The organism is Stenotrophomonas sp. YAU14D1_LEIMI4_1 (assembly GCF_003086815.1).
In the GTDB taxonomy this organism is placed as follows: Bacteria; Pseudomonadota; Gammaproteobacteria; order Xanthomonadales; family Xanthomonadaceae; genus Stenotrophomonas.
Genome location: NZ_CP025997.1, coordinates 465,408 through 488,958, shown reverse-complemented (window position 1 = coordinate 488,958; position 23,551 = coordinate 465,408). Strand labels below are relative to the sequence as shown.

General features: G+C 60.2%; 17 protein-coding genes and 1 pseudogene. 17 read left to right on the top strand and 1 reads right to left on the bottom strand.

Annotated features, from left to right (window positions below; translation table 11 throughout):
• Positions 1-4 precede the first annotated feature (4 nt).
• The 17 genes and pseudogenes from C1932_RS02160 (at position 5) to dcm (ending at position 23,077) form a co-directional block, all read left to right on the top strand.
• Positions 5-2,989: an XVIPCD domain-containing protein gene (locus tag C1932_RS02160; RefSeq protein WP_159094483.1), complete on the top strand. Its 2,985-nt coding sequence runs from the start codon at positions 5-7 to the stop codon at positions 2,987-2,989.
• A gap of 41 nt (positions 2,990-3,030) precedes the next feature.
• Positions 3,031-3,249 carry a hypothetical protein gene (locus tag C1932_RS02155; protein ID WP_234412269.1) on the top strand — a complete coding sequence of 73 codons (219 nt, stop codon included), beginning with the start codon at positions 3,031-3,033 and terminating at the stop codon, positions 3,247-3,249.
• A gap of 146 nt (positions 3,250-3,395) precedes the next feature.
• Positions 3,396-4,262, top strand: coding sequence for a hypothetical protein (locus C1932_RS02150; RefSeq protein WP_234412267.1), 867 nt, complete (start codon positions 3,396-3,398; stop codon positions 4,260-4,262).
• A gap of 2 nt (positions 4,263-4,264) precedes the next feature.
• Positions 4,265-4,444, top strand: a pseudogene (locus tag C1932_RS19990) (hypothetical protein); the annotation flags it as partial.
• A 25-nt stretch (positions 4,445-4,469) separates the two neighbouring features.
• On the top strand, positions 4,470-5,177 hold the full coding sequence (locus tag C1932_RS02145) for an XVIPCD domain-containing protein (protein ID WP_234412265.1): 708 nt from the start codon (positions 4,470-4,472) through the stop codon (positions 5,175-5,177).
• A gap of 197 nt (positions 5,178-5,374) precedes the next feature.
• Positions 5,375-7,054, top strand: coding sequence for a hypothetical protein (locus tag C1932_RS02140; protein ID WP_108761064.1), 1,680 nt, complete (start codon positions 5,375-5,377; stop codon positions 7,052-7,054).
• A complete protein-coding gene (locus tag C1932_RS02135) occupies positions 7,051-8,568 on the top strand; it encodes a hypothetical protein (RefSeq protein WP_108761063.1) in 1,518 nt (505 codons plus the stop codon). Before C1932_RS02140 ends, C1932_RS02135 begins: the two co-directional genes overlap by 4 nt.
• A 54-nt stretch (positions 8,569-8,622) precedes the next feature.
• Entirely contained in the window at positions 8,623-10,896 is a 2,274-nt protein-coding gene (locus C1932_RS02130; protein WP_199911998.1) for a hypothetical protein, read from the top strand.
• A 4-nt stretch (positions 10,897-10,900) separates the two neighbouring features.
• Positions 10,901-12,448 (top strand): nuclease domain-containing protein, encoded by a 1,548-nt coding sequence (locus tag C1932_RS02125; RefSeq protein WP_108761062.1) that lies wholly within the window; start codon positions 10,901-10,903, stop codon positions 12,446-12,448.
• Positions 12,449-13,078: 630 nt separating this feature from the next.
• Positions 13,079-13,447: a hypothetical protein gene (locus C1932_RS02120; RefSeq protein WP_108761061.1), complete on the top strand. Its 369-nt coding sequence runs from the start codon at positions 13,079-13,081 to the stop codon at positions 13,445-13,447.
• A gap of 52 nt (positions 13,448-13,499) precedes the next feature.
• Complete coding sequence (locus tag C1932_RS02115) at positions 13,500-13,880, top strand: hypothetical protein (RefSeq protein WP_159094482.1); 381 nt, start codon at positions 13,500-13,502, stop codon at positions 13,878-13,880.
• Between the two features lie 495 nt (positions 13,881-14,375).
• Positions 14,376-16,967, top strand: coding sequence for a Z1 domain-containing protein (locus C1932_RS02110; protein WP_199911997.1), 2,592 nt, complete (start codon positions 14,376-14,378; stop codon positions 16,965-16,967).
• A complete protein-coding gene (locus tag C1932_RS02105; protein ID WP_108761058.1) occupies positions 16,960-17,964 on the top strand; it encodes a PD-(D/E)XK motif protein in 1,005 nt (334 codons plus the stop codon). The genes C1932_RS02110 and C1932_RS02105 overlap by 8 nt, the downstream gene beginning before the upstream one ends.
• The gene (locus tag C1932_RS02100) at positions 17,961-19,805 is read left to right on the top strand and encodes a hypothetical protein (RefSeq protein WP_159094481.1); all 1,845 of its coding nucleotides are present in this window, start codon (positions 17,961-17,963) and stop codon (positions 19,803-19,805) included. The genes C1932_RS02105 and C1932_RS02100 overlap by 4 nt, the downstream gene beginning before the upstream one ends.
• The gene (locus C1932_RS19775) at positions 19,802-20,716 is read left to right on the top strand and encodes a hypothetical protein (protein WP_159094480.1); all 915 of its coding nucleotides are present in this window, start codon (positions 19,802-19,804) and stop codon (positions 20,714-20,716) included. The genes C1932_RS02100 and C1932_RS19775 overlap by 4 nt, the downstream gene beginning before the upstream one ends.
• The gene (locus tag C1932_RS02090; RefSeq protein ID WP_108761055.1) at positions 20,713-21,477 is read left to right on the top strand and encodes a hypothetical protein; all 765 of its coding nucleotides are present in this window, start codon (positions 20,713-20,715) and stop codon (positions 21,475-21,477) included. Before C1932_RS19775 ends, C1932_RS02090 begins: the two co-directional genes overlap by 4 nt.
• 88 nt (positions 21,478-21,565) lie before the next feature.
• A complete protein-coding gene (dcm, locus tag C1932_RS02085; protein WP_108761054.1) occupies positions 21,566-23,077 on the top strand; it encodes a DNA (cytosine-5-)-methyltransferase in 1,512 nt (503 codons plus the stop codon).
• On the opposite strand, the gene C1932_RS02080 is transcribed toward dcm, so the two are convergent.
• Positions 23,056-23,517 (bottom strand): very short patch repair endonuclease, encoded by a 462-nt coding sequence (locus tag C1932_RS02080; RefSeq protein ID WP_108761053.1) that lies wholly within the window; start codon positions 23,515-23,517, stop codon positions 23,056-23,058. The two genes, dcm and C1932_RS02080, sit on opposite strands and share 22 nt — an antisense overlap.
• Between the last annotated feature and the right edge of the window lie 34 nt (positions 23,518-23,551).

The window sequence follows — 23,551 nt, the reverse complement described above, 5'->3', positions numbered from 1 at the left end:
CGCCATGAGCAAGTTCATCTTCGATGATTTTGTGAAGACCACACTTGGCGGTGCAACTCAGATTGGGAGCGGAGACCCTCTGACAGCGCAGCAGGTGTCTGATGTCATCACGTATCTCAAGTCGCCCGGATCTGGCCCTTCCGCCAACGTCAGCTTCGAACAGTATGTGACCGCCGGCATGCAGGCTCACCCTCCCCGACTTCCAGACGGGGTCGATTACCTTGCGTTCTCCGGTCAGGACAATGCAGGCAACTACAATTCCAGAAACGCTGAGGTGTACTCGAAGGACATCAATGGCAAGTCGGGGATAATAGGCGACACGCCGTGGGGAAAGTTCATTGATGGGCTAACCAAAGACCCCGCGCATATTCCCGATCTTCAGGTGATGGTAGCTGGCCTCAAGAACGAGATGGTTTCGAAAGGAATTGTCCCCTTCGACAAGAACCATGCGGGTGCACTCAAGGACGTGATGTGGAACGCCGGTAGCCCGACATTCTTCGAGAACGCCATCGCGACGCGCAAACCGCTGGTCGCCTTTGTGGACGGCGCACCTTCCAACCGTGGTTTCGCCAGGTTCGAACTACCCACCGCCCTCGAACACCCCCAACTCCGCATCAACGGCTACCCCATAAGCGCCTTCGGTCCGGACCCGCTCACCTTCGCCAGCCAGTCAGCCGCCGAGTACCAGACCCTTGAGCGCACCCTGGCCCAGCACGCCACCACCAACACTGGCCAAGCGGTCGACGTGGCCCAGGTGCGCCTGCACCTGAAGCCCATCGATGGCTATGACGCCATGGGCAAGACCCTCTTCGAAAAGCCCCTGCACGACTACAGCGCCCTAAGCCTGCACGAGATGTCCACCACCCGCGCGGAATGGGTCGCTGCTCGCTCGGCGCTGTCCACAGGCCCGCGCCTGTTCGCCGATCTTCCCGAGCCTCTGCCCCATTCGCCGCTGCGGCCGGGCGCACCGCGCGGGCCTCCGGGCGTGGCAGTAGCCGAGGCAGTACCTCACGGGGTGAACCCCGGCATGAAGGCGCTGGGCGTGGCCGGCGTCGCCCTTATGGCGCACGACTTCGCCACCTCCGGCCACAAGTGGGTTGAACTGAACTCGCAAGGCAACACCGCAGGGGCCGATTCCACTTCGGCGCATTTCGTCGGCCGCAACCTGGGCGGTGCGCTGGGCGGTTTCGCCGCAGGTGCGGGCATTGGGGTCGTATCCGGTTCGTGGTCGGGCCCGGGCGCTGTCGTTGCGGGCATCGCTGGCGGGGCGCTTGGCGCCCATCTAGGTGAACAGTGGGCCGCACAGAAGGACATCGAGCGGGTCTATATCCAGCAGGACCCGTTGCATCGCACCTGGACGCGTAGCCCGGCAGACCCGGAGGGCCGCTGGCTGCGCGGCGCCGAGCAACAGCAGGTGCAGAGCGCCGATCTGGGGACTGGCGTGGAAGTGCGGCCCGTACAGACGGCACAGGGTGCCGATGTCACCTTCAAAGCCGACTATGTGGCCACTGGCACGCTGGAGCGCCAGTTGAACTGGCAGGCCGCCCGCGCCTCTTACGAGCTGGGCTTGGCCAACCTGCCACCGCCGCAGAATCCCTATCGACTGAATGCCAGTGGCTTGAAAGAGCCTCCACCCAGCGCCTTCGAAACCGGAAGGGAGTTCGTACGCGATACCGTCTCGCGGCAATGGGAGCTGGAGATACGTGAAGTCGTTGATGGGCGCACGCCCATCACCCGGCGCGAGCCCGTTCCGCCGGAACGCGAACCGGCCCTGGATGAGCAATCGCGCACCGTCATCGCGCAGAACGCAGCCAATACTCCCGCGTCGGTGGCATCGCGTTACATGGTGGCCCACGAGCAGGGCCGCTGGAGTGATTTCGGCGACGCGCAGAACCCGTCCGTTCCGCAGGCAATCCGCAAGGCGCAGGACGGCGCCGATACCCTGCGTGCAAGCGACGGCCGCAGCTACAGCCGTGATGCGGATGGCCAGTGGGTCCACGAGGGCGTGGGCTTCAACAGCCAGGCCAATCGCAATATCGGCGATGAGCTGGAGATCACCTGGCAGAGCCAGAATGCCGGCATTGCAGACATGGGCAGGATGGCCGAGCAGATCAAGGCCACGGTACACATCGCACCTGAGGGCGTGCGCGGCCAAGTGGAGACGCTGTACGCAAAGCACGGCATTCCCCGCACTGAGGAGCAGCTTGCCGCCACTACCGCTGCAGTTGAACAGAAGCTTGCCGCCGTTGGGAAGCAGACCGACATCACGCTGGAACTGATGCCGGACCCGCGCACGCACGCGCCCAGCGCAGACAGCGCCATCGCCTCCTTCGGCACCGCCCCGGGCAACCGCATGGAGCTGACTTCCACCACCACCGTGGAGGACATGGCGCGCATGCAATCGGCCCATGGGTCCCCGACCCCTGCCCTGCCGCAGATGGATGGGCAGCAACGCGAACGCCCATTCGTTCCCGCCGTGGGACAGGAACTGGAACGCCCCACCCATGCAGTGCAAAGCCACGCCGGCAAGGCAGCGGAGGAAGCCCAAAATGCAGGCAGCCCGCTGTTGCCGGGCCACCCCGACTACCCCCTCTACGAACAGATTCGCGATGGAGTAGCTGCCCTGGATGCCAAGCATGGGCGCAGCTTCGATGCGATCAGCGAACGAATGAGCGCGAGCCTGCTGGTGCTGGCCAAAGACAGCGACCTGTCACGCGTGGACCACGTGGTGCTGAACAACGCGACCGCGCAGACCCCTGCGGGACAGACGGTGTTTCTGGTGCAGGGGGAGCTGAACGATCCCTCGCATCTGCGCTCCTCAATGCCCACAGCGCAAGCCGTGCAGACGCCGGTTGAGCAATCGCTGCAGCGGTATGAAAGCGTGAGCCAGGAAGCGCAGCAGCGTGCAATGAGCCGTGAGCTTGAGCAGCAGTCGCAGGAGGAGCGGATGCAGCAGGAAGTGAGGGGGCGTGCGGCGAGCATTGGGTGATCGCCCCCCGGTACCCACGAATTCCCTCTTGGACCATGACCATGGCACCGATCGATCCCACCTGGCTGGCCGCCTTCGATGCCGAACTTCTCTACCTGTTCGCCATCGACCACCAGGATGCTGGCATGGATGCCTCCCTGCTGGGCTGCTACGCCGATCTGCCGCCGCGCGAGGCGGCGCTGGCGTTTGGCAGTGACTACGACCTGGAGCGCGACGATGCGCTCTGGCCGCGCCCTGGGTTGGGCGTGAGGGTTAAGTAAGTGACGCAATCGGCTTGCTGAATGGATAACTGAATTCCTTCGACCTCAACTGGAGCCCATTGAAAGATCAATCCTGTCGATAGTGGTCGACGCGCCAACCGCACGGCACGTATATTTCTCAGCTAGATGAGCAATGGATTGACTCCATGAAGATTGCTGCTTTCAGCTTTCGCTGTGCTGTCACGGCAGTGCTGGCACTGGGCGCCGGCGGATGTATGAATTCCTCATCCATGGAAACGCAAAGCAAGGAGGCTGAAATGAGTGAAGATCCCGGCGTGCGCCGCACGATCAAAGGGCACACCTACACCACTGAACCTGTGGAGGCCAGGATCGGCCCGCACCGATTCATGTTCCCCGCCAATTACTACGACAACCAGATCGGCCCGTACTTCGATGGCAGCGTTGGGCTGACCGTTCTGTGGCCCGACCTGGGCCCCGCCCCACCGGGCACCCGCCCGGATCGTTCGATGGAAGACTTCCAGCGCTCTGTGGTCATTGGCCTGCAGCATATTGATCGCACCCCTATCAGAGGCTTGTTGGAGCGCTATGCCAGCACGGAGCAGACCTCGACGCCGACATCGGTACTGCGCAACGACCCAACCGAACGGCTTGACCTGCGGATACCTCAGCCAGAGCGCTTCGGCCTGGTGCCCTACGCAATCAACGAAGCATTGATGCCTGCGTTCCAGAAGGCACTGGAGCAGGAAACGAAGATGCCCCAGCCCCGCAATCTGCGCATGGAGAAGGATTGGTACGTCGCTCGAAATGGCGATGGCGAACTTACCACCTTCATCAAGTGCGAGAGCGAAACTCACTTCCCCGACGGCCTCACCATCTCCGGTGATCGACTGGCCGACACGGAAGACAGCCGGGTAGCCGGCTGCATCCACTACTTCGTGGATGTTGAGGACAGCATCTCGATCACTGCAACCTATCCCCGGGTCATCCTGAAAGACTGGAAGCGCATCGAGTCTGCTGTGCGCACCGCCCTTGCCAAGTACAAGAGGTCCTGACAATGACCGCTCAAGGAAGAACTGACGCCCCCGGCCTGAGCCAACGCGATATTGATGTTCTTACCGCCTACGCGAAGTCTGGAAATCGCGAGCTCTACTGGAACTACCTGGCACAGCATGAAGGGGCAGATGGCTACGGAAAGCTGGCCTTGGGCGTGGTGCGCAACGACAACATGCCCGGCGCCACACATCGGCAACAAGATCCGGATGCATGAATACTCGCCGGAACAGGCCCAATGGCGGGTGGGCGCGGGTGAAGCCGTAAAGGCAGGCAGCCCCGTCGCCCGTGCACTGGGGCAGATCACGATTGAGGAAACCGATCGACAGACCATTGATCGGCTCAATGAAACACGGGAACTCCGCCTCGAGCGTCAGCAGAAGTCGCACGCGTTCCATCCCGACGATCCGCACCGGACGATCATGAAGAGCCCGGTGACCTTGGCATCCGAACAGGTCCCCCTGCGCGAGGACTCCTTGGCAAGCGCCCAAGGCCTGCCGACGAGGCACGAGAACGCCGCACTGCATCAGCAGATTAAGCAGCATGTCGCCGAAATCGACGCCGGGCTGGGCCGCCCCTTCGATGAAACCAGCGAAAGGCTGGCCGCAAGCCTGACTGTGAAGGCCGTAGAGGCGGGCATGCACCGGGTGGACCACGTCGCCCTCAGCAATGCCACTCACCAGGCCCCCGCTGGCCACACGGTCTTCATCGTCCAGGGCGACCCGGCTGACCCGGCCCATCTTCGCGCGGCCATGCCCACAGCGCTGGCGGTAGAGACGCCGGTCCAGCAGTCGATGCAGCAGCTTGAGGGGCTTCGTGTTGACGGCCAGGAACGTGCGCTGGCGATGCAGAATGAGCAGCAGAGCCAAGATGCACGCGCCCAGGATACCCCATCGCATTCCATGCGGATGGGCTGATCGCCCCCTGTTCAGCACGCCCCCGGCCACAGCCTGATGGATGGATGTCAGGCTAATCCCGACACCACATCAGACAAATCTGATGTTCTAAAGATGAGTAACGCGTCACACTCTTGACGGGGCCAGGCCGGGTCCTGCTCTCCCTGCTCGGATGAGCGCCCCTGCCAGGTAGATCATCTGTCGCAACAGGGGCTGATATGGGCAACATCAACGTATTCCTTCGGGAACGCCTTGTGGAGATCTCCGCGAAGCGGATTTACATCGCACCGAACATCGAAGAGAAGAAGCTCAACAACGCCATCGGCGCCTTTGACTACGCAGGAAAGCCGGGAAATGTGGTCGCGGTCTACGACGACACCCTGCTCGGCAGCGCAAAGGAAGGCCTCTTGTTCACTGGCGAACAAGTCATCTACCGCCCCCTGTTGGGCAAGCCCCAGCGGTTCCCCTACTCCGACCTGCTGAGCGCGCAGTATCTCGAGGTCCCCATTGAAGGCAAGGCCGGGAAGGTGGATAAGCTGGTCCGCCTCTCGCAGGTCAATGGCGCCAGTATCGATATCCGCGGCGCCTACCTGAATCTGCCGCCGCTTGCCGATATTCTCCAGCAAGCCATCAGCAACTTCGAAAACCACCAGGAAGAGGCCCAGTCCATTCCTATCGAGGACATGGCAGAGTCGCTGAAGGTGGCGTATGTCAAGATTGCAGTGAACGCGGCCTACGAGAACCGGCAGGAGCTCGGCCACAAGGTGTTCGCCGAGCTCATGCTGCTGATGACGCGCCTGAATCTCAACGAAGAATCGCGCATGGCTGTACGCGTGTACATCGCTGCAAGCGACCAGCGCGAGCTCGTCGAAAAGCTGGTTGCAGATCTCGACCAGGCCTGCCCTGATGGCCAGATTCACCTCGTCCACGTTTCATTGGTGAAGGAGCTCATCAACCTTCATCACTGCATGACCGGGCGCTATCGAGATCAGTTCGCCTTCCTCGACCTACACCAGCAGCTGTTCAGCGTGACCGAGGCAGACGCTGAACTGGTTGTACTCGCGATCAAAAGCGAGCACGACATGCTGAAGGAAGATGTCACCGACGATCAGCTGACAGAAACCATGAAGCTTCTGTCAGCCAAGGCCGCCGCGGTCGGCACGCCCTTGGCTGCTGTGTATCTGTCCGGGTCGGTCATTGGCATGTCTGCGGCAGGCATGACATCCGGGCTGGCCACGCTGGGCTTGGGCGGCATCCTTGGCCTTTCCAGCATGGCCACCGGCATTGGCGTGGCTGTACTCATTGGCGTCGGGACGTACGCAGGTATTCGCAAGCTGACCGGGGCCAATGAACTGACCCGATTCAAGCGAAGGGGCCTGATGCTTGCGGAAGTCATCAAGCAGACCCAGCTGACCCTTTCGCTGCTCGTATCGGACATCAACAGCGTCACGCTACGGCTGAATGACCAGATCAAAATGCACGGCGCGCAAAGCGACAAGATCGAAAAGCTGATGCGGTTGATGACCCAGCTTACAGGCGCCGGCAAAGTGCTTAACGAGCGCTCTGAAGCCGCACAGAGCAGCGCAACAAAGCTCAGTTGCGCCCGCTACCTTGATGAGGAACGTGTTCGTAGTCTCACACGCGACCCCACCCGACGGGAGCTGGGGGAATGGATCATCAGCCACTATGAGCCCCACATGGTGCAGGAGACCAAGGACGAGACCACCGTCGAGGTGGAACGACTTGTACTGAAGGCAGATTACGGCGTTCGGGAGCTGGAGGATCTCGCCCAGTCGTTCCAGGCGATTGGTTACTTCAGTGTGTCCGATGTGGTTGCCGGCAAGGTGACAGATCTTGCTAGCAAGGCCACCCGGGGCATTTCCAACCTGTGGTCATGACTCCGGACGAAGAGCTGGATGCGCACGGCAATCGCGTGCGTGTCCAGCAGCACCAGGTCGCCGCAATCGAAGCACAGCTCGGCAACATCTCGTCTGTGCTGGATACCATGGCGTTGGCCCAGGTCGAGCAGGACGTTCTACTGGACGACGCCATTGCGCTGGCAGAAGCAATGCTCGCCAGTGCCGATGCCTCTGTACTTTTCCCCGGGCAAGATACAGAGCTCTTACTCAACATTCATGCCGAGTTGCATTGCGAACCCGATGCCCAGCCCGGAGCAATAGCGCCGCTCTCGCTGATCGATGGCATTTTGATCTCTGCCGATACTTCGGACGAGGAGTACGAGGCGCAGTTGATTGCCTATGCGGCACGGAACAGGATCGACCTAAAGGAAGATCCGTTCGCAAACCTGATGACACCCAGTCAACGCGTGGCATTCGAGAAGATGGTGCTCGAGGACTTCTCGTTGAAAGCCGCAGACTGTGACAAGTACGACTACATGCTGGCAGGTGCTTGCGGCGTAATCGGCGGCCTTGTCGATGTGCTTTTTGTGGGCGCGGCAAGCGCGACAGGAGGCGAGGATGCCAGCCCACTGGGCAAGGCAGCTGACTCCTTTGTTGACGGAGCGGTACGGCAGTTTGCCCGCCTGATGGGCTGGAAGGGCCCCGCCGAAGGCAGCGATCCTACAAGAAGCGCGATAGGCTGGCTTGAGCGGACCTTTGGTATCAACTATGACCACCGCCATGGTGGCGATGTTGGCGGTCTGTTCAAGATGAGCACCCGAAACCACCACATCAAGAGCCTTGGTCATTCCCCTGACCTGGTCGGCCTGTTCTTCTCCATCCTTGATCAGTTCTGCAGCACCGCGCACTTCGTTGCCGATGGGAAGTTGGTCTCGGTGGATACGGAGACCTTCGAGCTGACAGGCCGAACCCTTTCGGCAAAGATCTTTGCCGGGTTCGTCAATTGGATCGGCCACTTGTTCTCTGATGTCGCCGGATCTTCTGGCGCGCAGGGGCGCGGTTCTGGCATTCCGATGCCGTTCTATTCTCTGCTTCAGTTTGTGAATGTAGGAAGCTTCGGCAAGGACCGGCAGACCTTCGCCACCATTGCGGTCCGGGTTTTCGAGCAAGGCTATGATTTCCGCCATGGCCTGGCGATGGCAATACCGGTGATGCTGACCGAAGTTCTAACCCGCATTACCTGGGTGGTTAAGCAGTGGGCGGTGCATAGCCGCCCGCTGTCGCAGTGCATGCCATTTGGCAGCATTCCCGAGCTTCGGAGAATGCTGCTCGTCAGCCATGGCAGCCTCTGCCTGGTGGATGTCGGCGACGCAGCACTACGCTCTGGCGGCGACATCATTGGCTTCCTGCTTAGAGGAAACATGGTGGCATGGGTGCGCTTCGGGTGCGTGTCGTTGACTGAAACGAAAGCACTCATCGCCGCCGGCAGTCTTGATCACGACGCCGTTGATGAGTACCTCGATGCCGAGTACGCACGCCTGCTGCGGGCATGAGCGCGCACGGGCCTTTTTGTGAATTTTGTTCGACCTGCCAAGGGGATGGCTGCAATGGCCTTTGATCTGATTAATGACGCCGGACTGAGGGAAGCGAGCGCCAGAGCGCTGGAGCTACACCGGAATGGGCACAGCCTGGATAGCTGGATCTCGCGCGTAGCCGAATGGCTTGTTCATGTGGAAGGCGCTGACCACGACACGTTCGTCGGGCGCGACTTCCAACACCAACTCTGGGAAGTCCAGACTATCGCGGCTACCGGGCAGGGTCACATTGATGTGTCTGCCGTCATTGCCAACAAGGAAATCGCCGAGAAGCTCTGGTCACTCAAGCAAGCCAAGTTGCCCGACTCCTTCAGCGAGCGTGTTGCTTGGCTGGGCGCGGCGTGGGAAGAAGTTAGCGCGATGGTCGTAGCGCTTACTGACCGCAAGCCCAGACTGAAGCAGTACCGTGTTTTCGCCTCGCTGTGGCCGCAGGACTTCACCACCGTTGCGCACTATCAGAAGCTGAAAAGCCTGGCCAGAGCGCTGGGGCTGAGCATTGGCTCCGACCACCGCACGGAGCTGCACCAACGCATCCTGCAGCGGCTGGATAGCGCTGGCATAGTCTTCCGCAGCCGCGAGGAACGCATGACCCTTCCATGGGTCCTGTACGTGCACTACGTTCAGGAGAATGGAAGCGAGGCGACCGAGCTTCCCAGCGAGTCTGCCGGAGACCTTCGGCTCAACCCGCTACCCGCCGGCCGCCGCCGGCGCGGCATGCTGGCCATCAACGGATCGGTTGCCAGCGTGCTGGCGATGCTGCAGTTTGCCAAGGGAGGGCGCAAGCGTGCGGACTTCCTTGAACATATCCGCTCGGTGAATCCAAAGCTGGCGACCAACTCGCTGGGTACCAATTTGAACGCGTTGATCGCTGAATGGGGCGCGTTGCGCTCGTCTGGCGACGATCTGTTCCTGACACCGCGAGGCGAGGCCTTCCTGGAATCGGGCGAAACAGAGGAGGTCTCCGACTGGCTGCTCACCCAGATCCTGGGCTTCGACAATCTCCTTTACATGCTCAACCAGGCCCCCCTTCCGCAGAAGCAGGCGATCAGCCGTCTACAGAAGGTCAATCCTGGCTGGACCAGCAACTTCGCCCCGACCGTGCTCATCAACTGGATCAAGGGGATGGAACTGGCCGAGCTGGATGCCGGGAAGGTCCTGCACCTGACCCAGCGGGGGCGTGCGTGGGCGTCCCGTATCCATTGGATACCGGGCGAGCTGTCTCCCGTAGTGAAGGATGCCGACGAGGTACGGACGGATTCGCCCGTCGATGAAGTTGAGGACCTCTGGTCGAACCTGCCGTCGCTTAGCGAGATCACGGCATCGTTTCCCGCCGATCTGGCTTTCGACCCCAGTCTGATTGCGCAGTTGCACGCCGGGCTGTGGAACCGCAGACACCCGCGCCGCCACTTCGCCGTACTGACCGGGTTGAGCGGCGCCGGCAAGACTCAACTTGCGCTGGGCTATGCCAAGGCACTGTGGGCTGGCGTGGCTGAAGCCGATCCGGGGCAGCGCGGGTACCATATTGTTGCCGTACAACCCGGGTGGCATGACCCGAGCAGCCTGCTTGGCTATGTCAATCCGATCGACACCGATGTGTACATGCGTACCGGCTTCCTGGAGTTCCTGCTGCGTGCGATTGCAGATCCTGACCGCCCCTACGTTGTGCTGCTGGATGAGATGAATCTTTCCCATCCCGAGCAGTACCTGGCGCCCCTGCTGTCGGCCATGGAGAGCGGCGATGCGGTTGAGCTGCATGCCCTTGGGGACGAGGTTGGCGATGTGCCCGGACACATCGACTATCCGTCCAACCTGGTCATCATCGGCACGGTGAACATGGACGAGACCACCCATGGGCTGAGTGACAAGGTGCTGGACCGCAGTGCCGTGATCGAGTTCTGGGACATACCGGTGAACGACTACCCCGGCTGGACATCTTCGACGCTGGGCGCAGAAGCACTGGCACAGGTAAAGGCTGTGCTGAACGCACTGATGACGCCGCTGCGTGCCGTTCGACTGCACTTCGGCTGGCGCACGATTGCCGATGTGCTGGGCTACGTGGAAGCGGGCGTGGAAGGGGGCGCTCTCACTGCGGCCCAAGCCTTGGATCACTCTGTGTATGCCAAGATCCTGCCCAAGCTGCGTGGTGAAGACACCAAGCGGCTACGGGATGCCTTTGATGCGGTCGCAGGCGTGCTGGAAAGCCATGGGTTGAGCAAGTCTGCCGGCAAGGCGCGCGAACTCTGTGCGGATCTGCGCGAGCAGGGAAGCGCGCGGTTCTGGCGCTAATGCGATGACAGCACTGATCTGCCTTGACCAGTCGGGCGTCGAATTCCACCTGGTACCTGGCGCCGTCTGCGGCGGCTTTCGTGAGCGGGGGGTCTACCACTTCCCGGCAGTTCCGGCAAACGCCTTGCTCTATATTGACGAGGCGTTGCTGGATACGGTGAGTACCAGCAGCGGACCGATGCTGCAGTGGTGCCCCGGCTTCTATGCGGGCCAGGTGTCTGTCGAGCTTGTGGATAGGGCCGGCCACCGGCTGGCCACGTACCACCTGGATGTGGCACCTGACGAAGGAAAGCTGGGGTCCGACGTGTTTCAAGGCATGTTGGACGACCTTTACGCGTTCGATCCTGCACTGGTTCTTGGCACCGAGGCCGCCCAGTCTGGAATCGGCGTGACCGGCGATCTGACAACGGTGTTGCTGCAGTACGCGCGATTGAGGCGCCATGCTGATGCCGCACTTGCCGCCTTCACAGCAGTAGCCGAGCGCCCTCTTACCCGGCTACGGCACGAGCGCCGGCGTATCCCTTTTCACCAGGTGAAGCGCATCGATGCCACATCGGCGCGAAGGATGATGCGTCATCCAGATGCTGGCGCCGTTCTCCGCCGGCAGCCGGGGTTGGATACGTGCGCGCCGCCGATGGAGGTGATGCACTCCTACGAGAACCTGGACAATCCCGCGAACCGTGCACTGGCGCGCTCGTTGGCCGCGTTGCGTCTGCGCTGCAGCAACGTGGAAGAGGCCCTTCGGCGGATAGCACAGCACGAGGACGCCGAAGGCGCTCGCACGCCGCTGGCCCGTCGTATCGGTAGAAAGTTGATGTTTCTGAATGCCCTCTCTGCACGACTGCGCAGCCTGGCAACGCGCGACCCGTATGCTGCTGTCGCGCGCGCAGAGATCGACGCATCGGGACTGACTGCAATCTCCGCCAACCCCACCTATGCCAGAGCGTACCGCCTGGGATGGGCAGCGCTTCGCCCGGGCGTGGATGGACCGGATCGAGACGAATCGCTATGGCTGAGTCCTACCTGGGAGATCTATGAGCGATGGTGCTTCGTGCAGGTCGTTCAGGCAGTTCGCGCCCTCTTCCCCGGGCTGACATGGGCATGCAAGCGCAGCGCGACGGTAGATATCGTCCGGCACGTGGGCACATGCGAGGGGACTCGGGTAGAAGTCTTGTTGCAGCGGACCTTCTCCACTGCGGAGCAGGGCACGCCGGGCATGAGCAGCGTTTCGCTGCAGTTGAAGCCTGACATTGTGGTGACCACCGAGACTGGTGCAGACAAGAGGATGCTGGTGCTGGATGCCAAGTACCGCACCTCGCGGAAGAACGTACTGCACGCCATGCGTTCTGCGCACGTCTACCAAGATGCGCTGCGTTGGAATGGGCAGCGCCCCGACTGCTCACTACTGCTGGTGCCACGTGCCGGTGGAGCCCCGTGGTTGGAGGATGTGGCATTCCACGCCAGCCATCGAACTGGCGTGCATGTACTGTCGCCTGACCAGGGGCCAGATGAACTGCTGGAGATGCTGCGAAGGTGGGTGGGGCCAGCTTAGGTTGTCTGGCGCGCCCCCCTCACGCCAGCCCGTACCGACCGGCCGCGCCTGGGTTTCCTGCTGCTATGCCGATCTAACGCCGTGCGGGGCGGCGTTGGATTTGCGCTCTGGCCACGCCCTGGGTTGGGAGTCAGTGTTAAGCAGGTGACGCAATCGGCCCATTTTGATCGCGGGCGCTGGATTAGGGTGTGTCGCAATTGAGCAACTCGCCTGGCGAGAAGTGCGCTGCACGTTCGACCTGGCGGTGGCAGCTTAACTTTCGCCGCGAGCGCTGTGCTGCAAGGGGATTGGCGGCTTTCCTTCCGTGCCACAATGCTGCAAGCGTCAACACTTGCAGCCCTGCAGGGCCACAGTTTCTTGGCTTCTCGCAGCCGTGCGAGTACACCTTGGCATCGCCACCTGACACGAGGTGGCGCGGGCGTCGAAAACCCGTTTAACAACCATGTGTTTGCGCTTGCCAGCCGGCGTCACCTTTCCGTGGCGTCGGCTGGCAATCCGTTCGCGTTCAATGGCGGGCGGTGCGTGGGGGTCTTCGGACCCGCCGGCTTGGTTGTTAACCGGTTTTCGAGCCACGCACCGTCCGCCGCCCTACGGGGTGGCGCTGCCGTCTGTCCTGTACGGAGCACTGCCATGAACCCATCGGAATTCCGCCCACTGCACGCTGCCACCGCCCCGGCCAATGCCGAGCCCGAACTGGACAGCGGTGCAGACCCTACTGCCTTCCTCGCCACGCTGCGGCGCATCCAGAGCGGCGCCGCTGCCGATGGGCAGCCCTGGCCGGAGCGCTCGGCCGCGCCAGGCCGGCGCATGGCGCTGGCCGATGCAGACTGCGCCCTGGCAGGCCTGCGCGTGGTGCAGGAGATGCTGTTGGCCGGAGAGCGCGCGCGACAGAACGGAGAACCCGCGCAGCACCTGGGCGACCGCACGATGGAAGGGCTGATGCTGGCCTGCGTGGCGCTGACGGCACAGGCCAGCGCCTGCCTGCAGGTGCGTGGGTAGTGCCTGCGCTGTGGGTCTGCTGCGCTGCGGCCGGGTTGCCGCAGCGCGACCTATGAGGGTGCCGCCCGTTGTTGTAACCAGCACGCTCATGGTGATGGGTTTGGTGATCTCAGACTACTTCCTTCCCCAGGCGACGCTGGAGGTGAAGGCCTACCGCAGGTTGTCGGACTATTCCTTCGGAGTCATGCGGCAAGAGGCTGAGGCGTTTGCACAGGCGCGGGGTGGAGTCCGGTTGGAGGTGAGCTCGGGGGATGGGAGTGAGCGGTACTTCGTACTGCACGCCAACGGCCAGCCCGTGATGCTGGTGGATAACTCTTCGATGCAACTGATGGTGATGATTGTTGGGGATGCGGGGGAGCGGGCTCCGGATTTGCGGGATTTGCGGCAGCAGTGGCGGGTACGGACGCGGCCGGATTGGGAGCGGATTCGTTAGCTCGGCGCGCTCCCGGCACCGTACCGGGGGCGCCCTTGCTACGCTCCAAGCTTCCCAGCAGCAATTCCTAGCGGCTCCCTGACTGGCCAGAATGGCCGCACGCCCGTAGCCACTGCCCGCACGCTCAGGGGGCACCAATATACGCTCCCTTCGAGGCGCCTCCGGCACACCTCATTGCCCGGCATCGCTTGGCGCTGATCAATCTTTACGCAGCCGCGCCGATGACGGCTCTTGGTGGCCGCCAGTTCATCGCTCCTGGTCGCGCCACGGCAACCCTGTCCCCTGTATCTTGATCGGTAGCGAGGCACCCGGGGATCGGCAGCGATCTGAGCGGAGTGCGACCAAATGGTGGTTGCATGGACAGATTTTGTCGTAAACAATCAGCGACATGGGTCACAGTCTCACGACCCTCCCAGAGGGCATGGATGTCGCAGGGGGCGCATTCGGCTCGATGCCTGTCGTCGCCCCCGGTTTACGAACGCGCAGGATGCCGACTTGAACACACAAGTAGAAGCCCTCTCCACGATCATCCGTGAGAAGCTCCCAAGTTATGACACTTTGGACGCAGCCGCGGCGGCGGCGCGGCAGGCCCTCGAAACTGTAATGGGCTCGTTCCCAGAACAGATGGATGCCAACTTCCAAGCTGCTATCGAGTTGGTCCGATCGTCGTTCCAGAATGTTGAAATTCTGCGCAAGAATTCACTCATCAAGCCACGGCCGACTTGGTATAACGGTCCGACGGAACACGATAGGCACTGGCCTGCGCTTCTAAACTATCTTCGCGAAGTCAAGAAATGGAAGGACGCGTCCGAATCGCTGGATGAATCATCCTCCGAGATCGTCTCCCTGCTCGCGAATCCAGCTGAGGATGAGTTCAGATGTCGAGGACTGGTCGTCGGGTATGTCCAGTCCGGCAAGACTGCAAACATGACTGCTGTCATCGCCAAGGCCGTGGATGCTGGCTACAACCTGATCATTCTTCTTGGCGGTGTAACCAACAAGCTTCGGGCGCAGACTCAGCGCCGTATCGAAGCGGACGTCGTGAATAGGCACGGCACTCTGTGGCAGAAGTACACCACCGCGGAAGACAACGGCGACTTTGTCAGGCCACCAAACGGTCAGTTTGTGATGCCGCACAAGGGCGGCGCTCAGCTGGCCGTGATTAAAAAGGAATCTACGCGCCTCGAGAAATTGCTCGAGACTGTGACTAATACGGCTCGGCCAATCAAGCGAAAGCTCAAGGCACTGATCATCGATGACGAATGCGACCAGGCATCCGTGAATTCCGGCGCCGATGATGAAGAGATGACTCGGATCAACGAGGCGATCCGCAGGCTGATTGCAGCGCTGCCTTGCGTCTCGTACGTCGGATACACCGCGACGCCGTTTGCAAATGTATTTATCAATCCGTTCCCAGTTCGCGCAGATAAACTGGACGATCTTTATCCAGAGGATTTCATTACCGCGCTGCCTCGTCCCAAGGGCTACTTCGGTACACTTGAGGTCTTTGGTGAGGCCGACGCGTCTGCCGACGACGATGCGGTCGACTTCGGACGGGACATGTTCCGATCCATTCCGGCGGAAGAGGTCGATCAGCTTGTTCCCAAGGGAAAGAACGGCCATAAGACGTTCACGCCCGCTGTGACGCCTGAGCTGCAGAGGGCGATTGTCTGGTTCCTGATCACCTGCGCCATTCGCCGCGCGCGAGGGCAGCAGAGCGAGCACATGACGATGCTCGTGCACACCTCCGCATACATTGCACAGCACGACAGCATGGCTGATGCCATTAGCGCTTGGCTCGCAGCTAATCGGCCCTGTATTGAATCGCTCTCGGGGAGCGCCGGACTCTTGGTGCGACAAGTTTTCTCAGAGGAGATTGTGAGAAGCCCTCTGAGTGAGCAGAGCGACTCAACTCTCTTGGACAGTACGCTCAAACCCCTCCTCGCCGAGGTTCTAGAAGCCTTGGAACTCGTTGTTGAGAACGGTGAGAGCCTCGAACGTCTGGACTTCACTGGCGAAGCCAAGACCTACATTGTCGTGGGCGGATCGGTCCTGGCGCGTGGACTTACCCTTGAGGGACTCTCGGTTTCCTTCTTCCTGCGTACCTCTCGCCAGTACGACACGTTGCTACAAATGGGGCGCTGGTTTGGGTTCAGAAAGGGATACGAGGATCTCCCCCGGCTCTGGACGACCCAAGACCTGATATCAAACTTCCGAGCTCTGGCACAGGTAGAGGAGGAAATCCGGAAGGAGATTTCCACCTATCGTTCGGCGGAGGTTTCTCCCTTGGACTTCGCAGTAAGGGTTCGGTCAATTCCGGGACTTGCGATCACATCAGCGGCGAAGATGCGGCATGCAATCAGGACCAGTATCAGCTTCGACGGAAAGCACGAGCAAACCACTCGCTTTGACCACACTGACGCAGATGTAGTTTCCAAGAACTGGAACGCCGCGGCGACACTTGTTGATCAGCTCATTGCCGGGAAGTACTCGCGGATAAAGGAGAACGTCTTCATGGATGTTCCCGGCACCGTAGTACGAAAGTTCCTCGCCAACTACAGCATGTGCGACAAACAGCTGAATCTCACCAAGGAGATGTTGCTGACCTACATTGATGGATCTGCCAGCCGCATGCCGTTCTGGAATGTCGCGATTGTGAGCTCGAGTAGGGCTGAACGTCGAGTGCATCTGGGTGGTCTGAGTGACATCGGACCGGTCATTCGTTCTAGATTGCCCGAGTCATCCGACTATGCCGACATCAAGGCTCTTATGTCGAAGCAAGATGTGCTCGCTGACGTTGAGGATTCTGAGGCTCAATCAACCGATGGGTGGGAGAAGCTAAAGAGCTATCGCTCCGATACCCCTCTTCTCTTGGTGTACCCGATAGACAGTGTCTCTGAACCGAGCAGGGCCGGCGATCATCGCGTAGCACTGAACGCCAAGGGCGACCTCATCGGCCTCGGGTTCGTGTTCCCTGGGCGCATTGACCGAACCGGTCGTTACTTCAGCGTGGAACTGAACGTCCCTACGCCGGACCAGCTGGAGGATCGAGAAGCAGGCAACACAGAGCAGGCGCAGGATGCGTGATACTGCCCACGAGCACTGGCTGTCACTTCGCAGCAGCACGCAGCGGAGAGACGGGGTAGACGTCGCAACGGTGGCCACAGGGGTTGACTCCGGGTTTGGCGCAGTTCGCTATGCACTCACACCTGACGCAGCCCCGAGACTGCTGATTCCAGTGTCAGCTGGAGGCTCGGCCTCTGATGTACGAAAGCTTGGTGGACCTAGCGTTGATGTATCTATCACGCGGCTGTCGCTGAGTGACAGTTGGTCGCTCTACATCGACATTGGTCTCCGCGAGCGGCGACTGGAGAGTCTTTTCGGCGATCTCTGCACTCAAATCGTTTCACGAATCGCTGAAGGCCTACCTCCGCTAGCCGCCGTCGCGTCTTGCATCAGAGATTTTCGAATTCTATTCGCAGAGGAGTCTCAAGCTCCGGTTGACGTGAGTACGGTGCTCGGCTTGCTCGGCGAGCTTGTGGTTCTTCGAGAGGGTGTAAGGCGAAGCGCGCTGGCAGTTGACTACTGGACCGGACCCTTGGGTCAACGACACGACTTTCGAGGTCCAAGGGGCGCATTGGAGGTCAAGTCCACCGCCTTTCTGCAGAGCTCAACTGTGCACATCCATGGGCTCGAACAGCTCTCTCCGCCCACTGACACCCCGCTTTGGCTGGCTCACGTGGTGCTGGAAAGGTCTGCAGCCGGCAATGTTTATGTAGAAGAGCTTTGCAAAGAGTTGATCGAATCGGGAGTTCAGGAAGATGCCATTGTCAGTCGTTTGGCATCGATGGGCTGCCAGGACTACAAGGCTCCGGGGTGGAACGCTCTGCGCACCACCTTGGAGGCCATCAGGCTTTACTCAGTCTCTGACAACTTCCCAAGACTCACCACGAGCCTGCTGCCAAGTGGCCAAGTGCCGGCCGGCGTTGGCGATGTGCAATACACGATTGACTTGGGAACAGCCACGGACCAGTTGGTACCGAGCACTCAGCATGAACACGTCTACGAGGCAGTCTTCTCATGAAACTTGAGCTGTACAGCGAACCCTTCTCAAAGAATGGGAACCTTGCGGGAGAAGGATTCAAGCGGCTGTTGGGCAGACCCAACCTCAATCTCCTTCAGACATTGGTGCGCGAGAGCCTCCAGAATGTGATTGACGCAACTCTGCCGGGACGATCTCCTGAGGCACGTGTTCGCCTGCGAAAGTTGAGGGACACTGAGCGGAACGCCCTGTCGAACTCAGTATTGGCTCAAATGCCCGCCGGCGGTCCATCCAAGCACATTCTCAGCGACTCTTTGCAGAAGCCCGAACTTTGGGTTTTGGAGATTGCCGACTTTGGTACGGTGGGCCTTTCTGGCCCTGTGGAGGCCGATGTCGCGCCGTCAGGAGAGGAGCGGGCTAACTTCGTCAATTTCCTCAAGAACGTTGGGGCAGCACGAGACAGCCATCAAGGTGGCGGCACCTACGGTTATGGAAAGAGCTCGCTCTATGCAATGAGTTCGTGCTCACTTGTCCTGGTTGATAGCCAAACTTTCAGTGAGGGAGAGCCGGTTCGCCGTGTTATGGCCTGCCACTTGGGAGAGGCTTTCGACGCAAGCGTCGGAACTGGCATTCGGCGTTTCACGGGGCGCCACTGGTGGGGCATACCCGCAGGGAGCGACAGCGTGGCTCCCGCGACCGGAGAAGACGCGCTCGCCTTGAGTGGCGAGCTGGGGATGTTCTCTCGATCCGAGGCTGATAGCGGGACCTCGATCGTTATCGTCGATCCCGAGCTTGAAGTCTCTTCCACCCAGGAGCTGGGCCGTGAGCTGATTACGTGCGTGCTCCTGAACTTCTGGCCAAGAATGTCGGAGACGACCCCTGCTGACCGCCGCCTGACGGTCAGCATCGAGATTGACGGCCAGCCGTTGGATGTTCCAGCGCCTGAGGCTTTCCCGCCACTGGACCTCTTCTGCCGCGCACTCGCTGATGTTCGTTCCAATGCTGGTTCCTTGAAGGAGATTCGATCTCAGCGCCCTGCAAAGGCATTGGGCAAGCTCGCATTTGCCCCGGGGGTCGCGGCGCAGAGGCATCCACTGTCTTCTTTCAATGGTGAAGACATCCTGGCAGGTGCATCACACATTGCTTTGATGCGCCCTGTCGAATTGGTAGTGAAGTACTTGCGCGGCGCTGCCTATCCGGACTCCTTGCATGAATGGGCAGGAGTTTTTGTGTGTTCGGCCGATTCGGAGGTCGAGGAAGCCTTCGCTCAGGCGGAACCGCCAACCCACGATGACTGGGCACCGGACAATCTACCGAAGGGAAAGCAGCAGACGATGGTTCGAGTGGGCATGCGGCAGCTTAAGAACCATGCCGATACATTTGTGCCTACCAAGTCGCTCAGCCGGTCAGCGGACCCTGCGTCCCCCAGCCTCGCGGCAACTGCCGGGCAGATGGGGCGCTTTCTCTCGCCTACAAGCGCCCGTGGCGCTGGCAAACCTGAAGTATCCAGGCGCGGTGGTCCATCACCCAAGAAGGGCGTCCGGCTATCGTCCCCCGAGATGATTGGACTCTCTCTTGCTCAGGACGGCGCGGCTCTTGCGACGTTCAGGGTTGATCTAACCAATGACGGCAGCCAAGGACCGCTCACACTCATCGTCGAGCCGAAGCTGGTCGCTGATGGCAATGGAGTCAGTGCAGAGGACGTACCCTCGAATCTGCTTCCAAGACTACACAGCGTTTCACTGGAGGCCCATGACCTGATCAGCAAGGATCAGATCCTCGACGTCGGGCTATTGAGCGGGGAGGTTACCGCGGTTGTTCGAATGGTGAAGGGCGCTGCTGTGACTGTCGCAGTCCGAGTACTTAGTGAGGAGGCGGCATGAGCAGAATTGCGTATCCGTACCTAAGAATTCCCGATGAAGCGGTCCAGTTCAGTGGCTGGTTTGTGGGAGACCCCAACGCTCCACTTCTTCCTGCACCTGAAGTCCTGGCCGACTGGGACTACGCTCGCGACTTGGTCGTACGGGGGAGTGTTCAGATCGATTGGGACTTCGCGTCGAATTCGCTTCAGTTTGGAGAGGGAGATTGGCTGGCATCCGCGCAGCTTCTGATTGGAACAGGACAAGGGCAGTTGCCCAGGCAAGTTCAGTATGCACAGGCACTTCCACTCTCCAAGCAAAACCCATCAGCCGTTCTAGAGGTATCTGTTCCAGGCAGCACGCTGTCCTCTCAGCTGGTCATGCGTTTGACGATTGCGTTGACCGCGCCGTCCGCTGAAGCAACGCCACTTTCACCGGCGCTGAAAGGGTCGCGCTTGTGGGAGAACAGTCGCGATGTACTGATCGAAGACGGAGGGTCTTCCCGATTCCCGGTCTCCGCCATCGGCTTTGGAGCTGCCTTCGCCGGCAAGCCGCATGAGCATGCACCTTGGTATGTTGAATGGCGGCCAGAGGATCTTTCCGGCGACTTTTCCTCGAAGGTCGTTCTCTACGTCAACTCTGACGAGGAGAAGTTCCTTGAGAAGTTCCTGTTGGGTGATCGCGCAACTATCCAGGCGGTGCTTGGCGGCGTCGCCTCACACATGTGCTCGACCATTCTCCTGCGCCACGGCAAGGACTTGGATCTCGAAGCGTTCGAGGAAGGTTCCGTTGGCGCGGTGGCGAATCACTGGCTCAGTCAGGCGTTCCCCAATGAAGGCGGGCTGGCAGGTATCGTCCGATTGCTCGAGAGTGACCCTGGCGCATTTAACGCTGCACTGATTGCATCCGCGGACGTCGGAGAGCAGACCGCATGACCACCATTCTTCTCCCCAGATTGTCCCGCCTGGGCGTCAGTCGCCTGATGGGGGAGCTCGGCACCGATTACTCGTCCGACGATGCCGTAGCCTTTTTGAACGACCACGCCTCCCTATCGAGCTTTGCAGCAAGTGGGGGAGTCAGAGAGCAGCGTGTTGCTGAAGAGATCGCCGCGACTATTCGCAAGGCTGCGGAAGGGTGCGGGTTCCCTACCTTGGCGGGGCAGACCGGGCGCGCCAAGTTCGATCGTGACGCGGCCATTGCCCTTGCGTCGTTTAGCTCACTGGCAAGTGGCGAAGGGTTGCGGGATGACGTTTGGGCCTATCTGACAACTGTATTGCTGCCCGACGTTGTGCGCTGGCGATTCGAGAGCAAGTCTCAAGAGCGATTCAGTGGCGGGGTACGTAACGCTCTGCAGCGGCTCTACATGCGAGCGTCTGCACTCGATCTGGGGCCCGAGGCCGGCGTTGATCGCTGGTGCTTGCTGAGAGCTCTGACAGAAGACGCCCATGTAGCTATCTTTGAGCGTCCACTGATTGGCGGAAATCCGGTACTTGCCAAGGCTATCGCTCACGGTTGGGCCCAAGCGGCAGCAAGTGAGGCCAAGGGTGACATGGAAGACATCATGCGCTGCGCCATCAAGCTCCTACGCCTCAGGTACCAGATCGTTGATCTTGGCGTACTGGAAGATCATGAGCTCGCTGACACCGTTGCGAGCGTGTTCAAGGACGCAGCGGCCCAAGTGACCGAAGTGGTCTGATTCTTATTGAAAAGTGCCCCAGGGCATGACATCCTGGCGGCATTAGAGGGGCGCATCTGCGCCCCTATTTATAATTGTGAAGCAAGGCATGCACATCCCAGTCGTCGACATCTTCGCAGGCCCCGGTGGGCTGGGCGAAGGGTTCTCCGCTTACACCCCTTCCCGCTCTTCGAAGTCACGCCCGTTCAAGATCGCCATTTCGGCCGAAATGGAGGTCAATGCAGCCAAGACGCTTCGACTTCGCGCGTTCTATCGTCAATTCGCGCCCCACAAGGTGCCGGATAGCTATTACGACTATGTGGCAGGACGGGTAGACCAACCTTGGACGGACGCGACCAGGACTGAGTGGGAGAATGCCTGCCATGAGGCGAGGCAGTTGAAGCTCGGTGATCCCGAAGACGACAAGGTGCTTCATGCTCGCATTCGCGAAGTTGCGTCGCAGGAAGACCCGTGGGTTCTGATTGGTGGACCGCCCTGCCAGGCGTACTCCTTGGTCGGACGCGCCAGAAACCGTGGCGTAGTGGGCTACAGGGCCGAGGAAGATCCGCGCCACTTCCTGTACCAGCACTACTTGAAGATCATCAAGAAGTACTCACCCGCTGCATTTGTAATGGAGAACGTCAAAGGCATTCTCTCCTCGAAGGTGGGCGGTGAGCTGATGTTCCCGCGCATTCTCGGGGACCTTCGAGCTCCTGGTGGTCGGAACGGCCCGCGCTACCGAATTATCCCTCTGGTAGAGGATCAGAGTGGTCTGTTCGATGACGACGATGGACGCAGGTACATTCTGAGGGCCGAGGAGCTTGGTGTTCCTCAGGCACGGCATCGAGTGGTTCTTTTCGGTGTCCGGGAGGACGTTGACGTTTCCTCGCTACGCCAGATTAATCGCGCGCCGGCCAAATACAGTGTGGGCGAAGTCATTGGCGGGATGCCTCCTCTCAGAAGCGGCATCACCAATATCGATTTCGATAGCTGGCCCAATGCAGCCAAGGAGATTTTGCTGCGTGCGGCAGAATTGTCTGACGATGCAAAGGTTTCAGCTGAACTGCGCACCCAAGCGAAAATTGTGCCTGCTTCGGATGCTGGTGCGGGCGGCAGAGCTAGGCCGTGGACGGCATCGGTTAACAATGTGCCCGCGCATCTAAAGCCCTGGCTGCTTGACGAGCGACTTGGCCATATCTTGAATCATGAGGTACGCCCACACATGTGGATGGATCTCGTTCGCTACGGCTATGCCTCGGCTTTCACGAAAGTTCATGGGCGGTCGCCACGAGGTGCTGGCGAGTTCCCGGAACGCATGCATCCAGATCATGAGAACTGGACAAGCGGGAAGTTCGTTGACCGTTTTAAGGTCCAGCGCAGGGATGAGGCAAGTTCAACGGTAACGAGCCACCTTCAGAAAGATGGCCATTATTTCATTCATCCAGACCCGTCACAGTTGAGAAGCCTGTCTGTGCGAGAGGCGGCCAGACTCCAGACTTTCCCTGACAACTACTTCTTTGAGGGATCGCGCGGAGCTCAGTTCAGGCAAGTTGGGAACGCAGTCCCGCCTTGGATGGCAACGCAGATTGCGGATGTGGTCTATTCTGTACTTGGCGACTGATTCGAAGAGAATTCCTGAGTAACCCGTTCGCTCTGTATAAATTCCACCAACGCCGACAAGGCAGAGTTTGGCCCCTTTCTCAGGCTGCATTCCCAAACAACGGCCACTCGCCACCCAGCACGAATTAGCTCTATTTTCGCGCGTTGATCACGCGCCCTATTCTTTTCAAGTTTCTCCAACCAAAACTCCGGCCTAGTCGCCGGAGTTGTTGCGTATCTGCATCCGATGTGGCGATGCCAGAAGCACCCGTGGACGAAGATCGCCACTTTGTAACGCGCCAACACGATGTCAGGAGAACCTACAAGCTGATTGCTATGAAGTCGATAGCGGAAGCCCCTGGCATGCAGAAATTTTCTTACGGCAAGCTCTGGTCGAGTATTCTTACCCCGAATTCCCGCCATCATCATCGTTCGCTTCGACTTTGATACAACATCAACCATTGAAGTCTCCAGAAGGCGCGAAAAGCAGCCTGCG